The organism is Gemmatimonas sp. UBA7669 (assembly GCF_002483225.1).
Taxonomy (GTDB): Bacteria; Gemmatimonadota; Gemmatimonadetes; order Gemmatimonadales; family Gemmatimonadaceae; genus Gemmatimonas.
The window spans coordinates 132,838-140,261 of sequence record NZ_DLHL01000028.1 but is presented as its reverse complement, the minus strand read 5'-3'; the positions used below and the strand labels follow the sequence as shown (position 1 = coordinate 140,261).

Below are 7,424 nucleotides of genomic sequence, written 5' to 3'. Positions count from 1 at the left end.
GGGCGGAAACCACACGGATCAATCATGAGAGCCAATCCGTAGACGATCGATCCCGCTGCGCTCTCTGCGGTTCTCTTGCAGTTCTCTGCGTGAGCTGTTGACGATCCGTCCGGTACACCGACCCTCGTGGCTAACGCAGATCTGCGGGCAGGGCATGCCGGTCCACCGATACCGTGGGCTGGCTCGGCTTGGAGTCGGCGAGTTGCGTGTCCGGATGCGGCAGCAGCGCGAGATGCAGTACCTCGTCCATGGTGCTGGCAAAGGTGAAGGCCATCTTGTCGCGCACTTCCTGCGGCACGTCGCGCACATCCTTCTCGTTGCCCTTGGGCAGGATGACCTCGCGCAGACCGGCGCGGTACGCGGCCAGCACCTTTTCCTTCACACCACCGATTTCCAGCACCTTGCCGCGCAGCGTGACCTCACCCGTGAGCGCGAGATCGCGGCGCACCGGGCGACGTGACAGCGCACTGGCCACGGCCAGCGTGACGGCGATGCCGGCCGAAGGGCCATCCTTGGGGATGGAGCCGGCCGGGAAGTGCAGGTGGAGATCGGCCTCGCGGAACTCGATGTCGGCAATGCCCAGCGTTGCCGCTCTGGACCGCACGAACGAATAGGCGGCGTCCACCGACTCACGCATGACGTCACCCAATTGCCCGGTGACGGTCAGCTTGCCCATGCCGGGCATGCGCAGCGCCTCGATGGTCATGAGATCCCCACCGGTGCTGGTCCACGCGAGACCGGTCACGGCACCGATCTCCGGTTCCTTCTCGGCCTCTTCCATGGCAAAACGGGGGGCGCCCAGAATGTCCTGCACGCGCGCGCTGTCGATGACCCAGGCGGAATCGTCGCCGTCGGCCTTGGCCCGGGCGCGCTTGCGCATCAGCGAGGCAATGCAGCGCTCGAAGGTGCGCAGGCCCGCCTCACGCGAATAGCGCGAGGTGATGAAGCCCAGCACGCGTTCGTCGAGCTGCAGGTCGTCGTCCGTGAGGCCGTGGTCGTCAAGCAGCCGCGGAATGAGATAGCGCTGCGCGATCTCGACTTTCTCCTCGATGGTGTACCCGGCAATGCGGATGACTTCCATGCGGTCACGCAGCGGGCCGGGAATGTCGAAGAGATTGTTGGCCGTGCAGATGAACAGCGTGCTCGAGAGATCGAAGGGCAGATTGAGATAGTGATCGACGAAGGTCGAGTTCTGCGACGGGTCGAGCACCTCGAGCATGGCCGCCGTCGGGTCACCACCGGGGCCGCCGCCCGACATCTTGTCGATCTCGTCGATCATGATGACCGGATCGCGCACCTCCACACGGCGCAGCGCCTGAATCAGCATGCCCGGCATGGCGCCCACATACGTGCGACGATGCCCGCGGATTTCCGCTTCGTCGCGCACGCCGCCCACGGAGATGCGATAGAAGGCCCGTCCGATGCTGGTGGCAATGGCCTCACCGAGTGAGGTCTTGCCAGTACCCGGCGGTCCGACGAAGCAGAGAATGGGGCCGGTGGGATCGCCGCCGCGCAGCTTGCGCACGGCGAGATACTCCACGATGCGCTCCTTGGCTTCGTCGAGCCCGTAGTGCCGCTCTTCCAGCGCGGCCTCCACGTTGGCCAGTGCGATGTCCTTGTCATTGCCGCTGCGTGCGTGCCAGGGCAGGGCCAGCACCCAGTCGAGATAGGTGCGCAGCACCTGATACTCGCTGGACGCGGGTGAGAGCATGCGCAGGCGTTCGGTTTCGCGCCGCGCCTCGGTGGCCACCTTCTCCGGCAACTGCGCCTCGTCGATGCGGCGCAGCAGGTCCACCGACTCCTTTTCGTTGGGGTCGGCTTCACCCAACTCCGACTGAATGGCGCGCAGCTGCTGACGCAGATAGAACTCGCGCTGGTGCTGCTCGATCTTGATTTCCGTCTGCTTCTTGACGTCTTCCATGACGCGCGCGCGCGCCACTTCGCGCTCGAGGCGCGAGAGAATGAAACGAATGCGCTGGCCGATATCGAGGCGTTGCAGCACCTCTTCCTTGTCGGCAATGCGCAGGTTCATGTTGGTGGCCGCCAAGTCCGCAAAGCGTCCGGGGTCGGACACGTTCATCTTGAGGATCTGCGGCACCTCGTTGGGAATGCGGTCCACCAACTCGGCCAGCGTTTCCGCGGCGGTGACGGTGCGCGCCACCAGTTCATCGAGCTCGGCCGGGTCGGCCGGCAGTTCCTTGGCGCCCTGCACGGCAGCCACCGCAAAGGGCTCGGTCTGCGTGACGTCGTCGATAGTGATGCGCCGCAGGCCCTGCAGGGTGATCTGGACGGTGTCGCCCGGCAGATTGATGCGCTCGTGCACACGGGCCGCCACGCCGACCCGGCCAATGAACCGATGTGGATCGATGGCATCGTCGTTGTCGCCGGAGGCCACCACCAGCGCCACCACCAGCCCGGGTTCCTCGTGGGCCCGCAGCAGGGCGAGGTTCTCGGGGGCGCCCATCTGCACCGCGATCGTGCCCAGCGGATACACGATGGTGGACCGCAGGGCCATCAGCGGCAGGGTCGGCGGCAGTTCGGCGCGAAGGATTTCTTCCTTGCGCTGGCCGCGGGGCATCTGCACGGCGGAGTAACGAGGGCTTGAGCGGGACACGTGGCGGGCAGGAAGTGTGACAGCGTGACGCACTGTCGGCCAATGTACGGACCGGCGCGGGACGGGCAACGCGTGTTTCCACCACAAGTTAAGCACCAGCGGGAACGATGTGTCACGGGGCGGGCCGGATTGGGCCTCCAGATCCGCTCGAGGCCGCCCGTCTGGTGCCGCCCGGCGACGGCAGGCCCCCCGTCGGTCCGTCACGCCGAGGGCCCTGTGCAGTGGCCTTTCCTGTCCGACTGTGACAGCTTGAAGGATGTTCGACGAACTGACAGACAAACTCGGCAACGTCTTCGCCAAGCTGCGCGGACGGGGCGTTCTCACGGAAGCCGACATCAAGGAGGGCATGCGCGAGGTCCGGCGCGTGCTGCTCGAGGCCGACGTGAACTTTGCGCTCACCCGCGAGTTCCTGGAGCGGGTGGAGAAGAAGGCCGTCGGCGTGCTGCAGATCAAGACGGTGCAGCCGGCGCAACAGCTCGTGAAGATCGTCCACGACGAACTCACGTCCATGCTGGGCGAGCAGCGCGAGGGGCTCAAGATGAGCTCGGTGCCGCCGACCGTCGTGATGATGGTGGGTCTTCAGGGCTCGGGTAAGACCACCACGGCCGGCAAGCTCGCGCGCAAGCTCAAGCTCGAGAACAAGAGCACGCGCCTGGTGGCGGCCGACGTGTACCGCCCCGCGGCCATCGATCAGCTGGAAACGCTGGGCAAGGCGCTCGATGTGCCCGTGTACGCCGATCGTGGCACGCAGGATGTGGTGAAGATTGCCAAGGCCGGCATTGATCAGGGGCAGCGCAACCGCGACCGCGTGGTCATTGTCGACACGGCCGGTCGTCTGCAGATCGACGCCGAAATGATGGACGAGTTGGTGCGCCTCAAGGCCGCCATCAAGCCGGACGAAATCCTCTTCGTGGCCGACGGCATGACGGGCCAGGAAGCGGTGAAGATTGCGCAGGGCTTCAACGAGGCCCTCGACATCACCGGCGTCATCCTGACCAAGCTCGATGGTGATGCGCGCGGTGGTGCGGCGCTGTCGATCTACGGGGTGCTCAAGAAGCCCATCAAGTACATCGGTGTGGGCGAGAAGCCCGATGCGCTGGAGGAGTTCCATCCCGAGCGCATGGCCGGCCGCATTCTGCAGATGGGCGACGTGGTCTCGCTGGTGGAGAAGGCGCAGCAGGCCTTCGACGCCGACGAGGCCAAGAAGCTCGAGAAGAAAGTGCGCAAGGAGGGCATGGACCTCGAAGACTTCCTGAGCGCCATGCGGCAGATGCAGAAACTTGGGCCGTTCGAGAACCTGCTCAAGCTGCTGCCGGGTGTGAACCCGAAGATGCTCAAGGACGTCAAGATGGACCCCAAGCGCCTCAAGCACATCGAGGCCATTGTGCTGTCCATGACGCCGCAGGAACGCAAGAAGCCCGAGATCATCAACGGATCACGTCGTGCGCGCATTGCCAAGGGCAGCGGTCGCACGGTGACGGAAGTGAACCGTCTGCTCGAGCAGTTCCGCGAAATGCAGAAGATGATGAAAAAGATGGGGGGCATGGGCGGCGGGAAGGGTGGAATGCCGCGCATGCCCTTTGGTGGTGGCGGAATGTTCGGGATGCGCTGAGGCTTACGCCTCAGCGCTCACCACCGCATCGAGGCCCGGCCAGGCGGCCAGGTTGTAGGTCACCAGCGTACGCAGATAGTGCGCGCCGGCCTCGCCGTGCGCCGACTGCACGGCCGCGGCACCAGCGGCCACCTGCTCGGCGCTGGCGTACGGCGCTTCGAGATCCTCGGGAATGACACCGTTTTCGTGTGTCACACCGGCCGCGTCGAGAAAGGTGATCTGGTACTGTGGCTCGAGGTCCACGTACAGCATCTGCAGCAGCTCCAGCTCATCCTGGGCCTGCAGTGCGCCCAGACGCAGCACCTCACGCGCCAGCTTGTCGTTGGCCCAGGTGACGAGCGTGGTGGCGCGGAAGCCGCCACCACGGGCCGCGATACGCTGCGCATACAGGGTCTTGGCGCCCTTGTGACGCTTGAGGGCTTCGAGCACCAGCGCCTGCCGGCGCTCCGCCGGCAGGGACTTGAAGGGAGAAAGCAGCTTGGCCATGGCTCCTTACTTCTTCATGGGCACGCCGACCGCCGCGAGGCGATCGAGCACACGCTTGGCAATGGCATCGGCCAGCTCACCCGATCCGACCTCGAGGGCCGGCGTCTGCAGCGGCGGCTGCAGCTTGCCCGCGACCGGCGGCGGACCGGCCGGCACGCCGGAAAGGCGCCGCGTGGCCAACTCGTCGGCAGTCTTCTGGCTGTTCACGTCGGTAGCGATTTCGCGCAGCAGACCCGTGTGCATGTCGTACACAAAACCATGCAGGTGCGGGCGACCGCCCTTGGCCCAGGCGTTCTGGATGATGGGCGTCTCCGACAGATGGTAGATCTGTTCGAGCACGTTGAGCTCCACCACGCGATTGAACTTCGACTGCTCATCCGGATACTGGTCCAGTTCCTCCTGGTTCCAGCGCACCACGTTGCGAATGGGCTGCAGCCAGTGATCGACCAAGCCGTGGGACCCACTGCCCATGGCCGCCTTCACGCCGCCACAGCCGTAGTGACCCGTGACGATCACGTGCTTCACGTCGAGCACTTCCACGGCGTACTGCAGCACGCACATGGCGTTGAGGTCGCTCGGCAGCACGACGTTCGCGATGTTGCGGTGCACGAACATCTCACCGGGCTCGGTGCCGGTGACAACATTGGCAGGCACACGGCTGTCGGCGCAGCCGATGTACAGGAAGGTCGGTTCCTGTTTGGCGGCGCGCTTCTTGAAATACTCCGGGTCCGCGGCCACCATGGCAGCGGCCCACTCCCGGTTGTGTTGCAGTATGCGGCGATAGTCTTCCATGGCAGGTCGGCTGGGGAGTGTCAGAACAACAGGTGAGTGTAGCGCACTAGTGCAGCGGCGTGATGTCGGATTCCGGCACGCCGACCAGACGATAATCGATGTTCCGCCCCTTGGCGGTTTCCCGGAATTCGTTGAGGATCTCGAGTACATCCTGATCGTAGCGCGTGGTGCGACGGCCGTCGATTTCCACCCGCATGCCCGACGTGAAGGACTCGAGCTCGCGCGAGATGCTGGCCTTGCTCAGGAAGGTGACCTGGTCAGGCAATACGTAGCGGGTGAGAATGGCGCCGGGCGGACTGATCCTGGTGAGCGCCGGGCGGCGCATGTGCTCCACCAGAATGAACACGATGCCCACCACGAGACCGATGCCGATGCCCTTGAGCAGGTCGGTGAACAGAATGGCGACGATGGTGACAGCAAACGGTATGAATTGGGACCACCCATGATCCCATGCGTTCTTCCACAGCGCCGGCGTCGTAAGCTTGAAGCCCGTCACCAGCAGCACGCCGGCGAGCGCAGCCAGCGGAATGCGATTGAGCATCGACGCCAACGCCAGTGTGGCCACCAGCAGCATGACCCCGTGCACGATGCCTGACAGACGCGTGCGCGCTCCCGCGTCGATGTTGGCTGACGAGCGGACAATGACGCCGGTGACGGGCAGGCCGCCCAGCAGACCGGAGGTCATGTTGCCAAGGCCCTGCGCGAACAGTTCGCGATTGGCCGGCGCTTCGCGCTTCCACGGGTCGAGCTTGTTGGTGGCTTCGAGACTGAGCAGCGATTCCAGGCTGGCGACGATACCAATGGTTACCGCCAGCACCCACACACTCTGGTTGCCCAGCGCGCTCCAGTCGGGACGCGCCACCTGTGACAGCAGATTGTCGAGGCCTTCACTGGGCAGCGACACGAGGTGCGTGCCGCGAATGGCCAGATCAGGACTCACGAGGCGCAGCACTTCGTTGATGGCCACCCCAACCACCACCGCAGCCAGCGGCGCGGGCAGAAGCTTGATCTTCTTGAGTGGCGTCTTGGGCCAGATGATCATGAGCGCCACGCCAACCAGCGACACCAGCACCGCACCGATCTGAATGTCGTTGAACGCCGAGCCGATGGCTCCGAAGGTGTTCTCGCCCGACGGGCTAATGAACGAGAAATCGCCCTCGTAGTCTTCGTCGTAACCCACAGCGTGCGGCAACTGCTTGAGGATGAGCGTGAGGCCGATGGCGGCCAGCATGCCCTTGATGACGGCGGACGGAAAGTAGTAGCCGATCACGCCTGCACGGGCGACGCCGAGCAGCATCTGAATGACACCGCCGATGACCACCGCGGGCAGGAACTGCGGGAATCCGCCGACCTGCGCAATGCCGGAAATGACGATGGCGGTGAGACCGGCAGCCGGCCCGCTGACCATAAGGTGCGAGCCCGAGGCCAGGCCCACCACAATGCCACCCACGACACCGGCGATGACCCCTGACAACAAGGGAGCGCCAGACGCCAACGCAATCCCAAGGCAAAGTGGCAGAGCCACCAGGAAGACGACCAGCGACGCCGGCAAGTCTTCCTTCCAATACGCAAACATGCCATCGGCACCCGACGCCGATGAGGGGGGAGACGTACTCGGCGTGTTCACAGGCGGTGCGGGGGCGGTGGTGCGTGGAGGGGCAGGTGCAGCAGCAGGCATGCAGAAACCGGAGAGCGGTGGGCAGGAAAGTCCGGGCCTTCTACCTACGAAGGGCGCGAACGATCCGCTGGGGAGTCCTGTCCGGGAGTCCGGTATGAGACGCCCGTGTCTGGATTCTCTTGAGCCTAACGCGCAGTCGTCCAACCTGCTACATGCCGCCATTCAGCACCTCGCCACGGTGAGCCGTTAAATTCGGGGGACCGTGCGATCGGCCGCTCGTTTGCAGGGGCGTCGCACTGGCC

The 7,424-nt window shown here is 64.9% G+C and carries 5 protein-coding genes; 1 reads left to right on the top strand and 4 read right to left on the bottom strand.

From position 1 onward, the window contains the following. Window positions 1–130: 130 nt before the first annotated feature. Entirely contained in the window at window positions 131–2,578 is a 2,448-nt protein-coding gene (gene lon / locus B2747_RS08880; RefSeq protein ID WP_291159300.1) for an endopeptidase La, read from the bottom strand. Between the two features lie 292 nt (window positions 2,579–2,870). On the opposite strand from lon, the gene ffh reads away from it, so the two are divergent. Continuing rightward, on the top strand, window positions 2,871–4,226 hold the full coding sequence (ffh, locus tag B2747_RS08875; RefSeq protein ID WP_291159292.1) for a signal recognition particle protein: 1,356 nt from the start codon (window positions 2,871–2,873) through the stop codon (window positions 4,224–4,226). Window positions 4,227–4,229: 3 nt separating this feature from the next. Here ffh and B2747_RS08870 read toward each other — a convergent pair whose 3' ends face one another. From B2747_RS08870 to B2747_RS08860, 3 genes are read right to left on the bottom strand one after another with little or no spacing between them, the layout of a single operon-like run. Continuing rightward, window positions 4,230–4,712, bottom strand: coding sequence for a hypothetical protein (locus B2747_RS08870; protein WP_291159289.1), 483 nt, complete (start codon window positions 4,710–4,712; stop codon window positions 4,230–4,232). Between the two features lie 6 nt (window positions 4,713–4,718). Beyond that, entirely contained in the window at window positions 4,719–5,504 is a 786-nt protein-coding gene (locus B2747_RS08865) for a carbonic anhydrase (protein WP_291159286.1), read from the bottom strand. A 46-nt stretch (window positions 5,505–5,550) separates the two neighbouring features. Next, entirely contained in the window at window positions 5,551–7,080 is a 1,530-nt protein-coding gene (locus B2747_RS08860) for a SulP family inorganic anion transporter (RefSeq protein WP_414652191.1), read from the bottom strand. Window positions 7,081–7,424: the final 344 nt, after the last annotated feature.

What these genes read in the sequence shown, in the direction of transcription:
- lon (WP_291159300.1), bottom strand. Translation starts at nt 2,578, where the DNA reads ATGCCCCGCGGCCAGCGCAAGGAAGAAATCCTTCGCGCCGAACTGCCG.
- ffh (WP_291159292.1), top strand. Translation starts at nt 2,871, where the DNA reads ATGTTCGACGAACTGACAGACAAACTCGGCAACGTCTTCGCCAAGCTG.
- B2747_RS08870 (WP_291159289.1), bottom strand. Translation starts at nt 4,712, where the DNA reads ATGGCCAAGCTGCTTTCTCCCTTCAAGTCCCTGCCGGCGGAGCGCCGG.
- B2747_RS08865 (WP_291159286.1), bottom strand. Translation starts at nt 5,504, where the DNA reads ATGGAAGACTATCGCCGCATACTGCAACACAACCGGGAGTGGGCCGCT.
- B2747_RS08860 (WP_414652191.1), bottom strand. Translation starts at nt 7,080, where the DNA reads ATGTTTGCGTATTGGAAGGAAGACTTGCCGGCGTCGCTGGTCGTCTTC.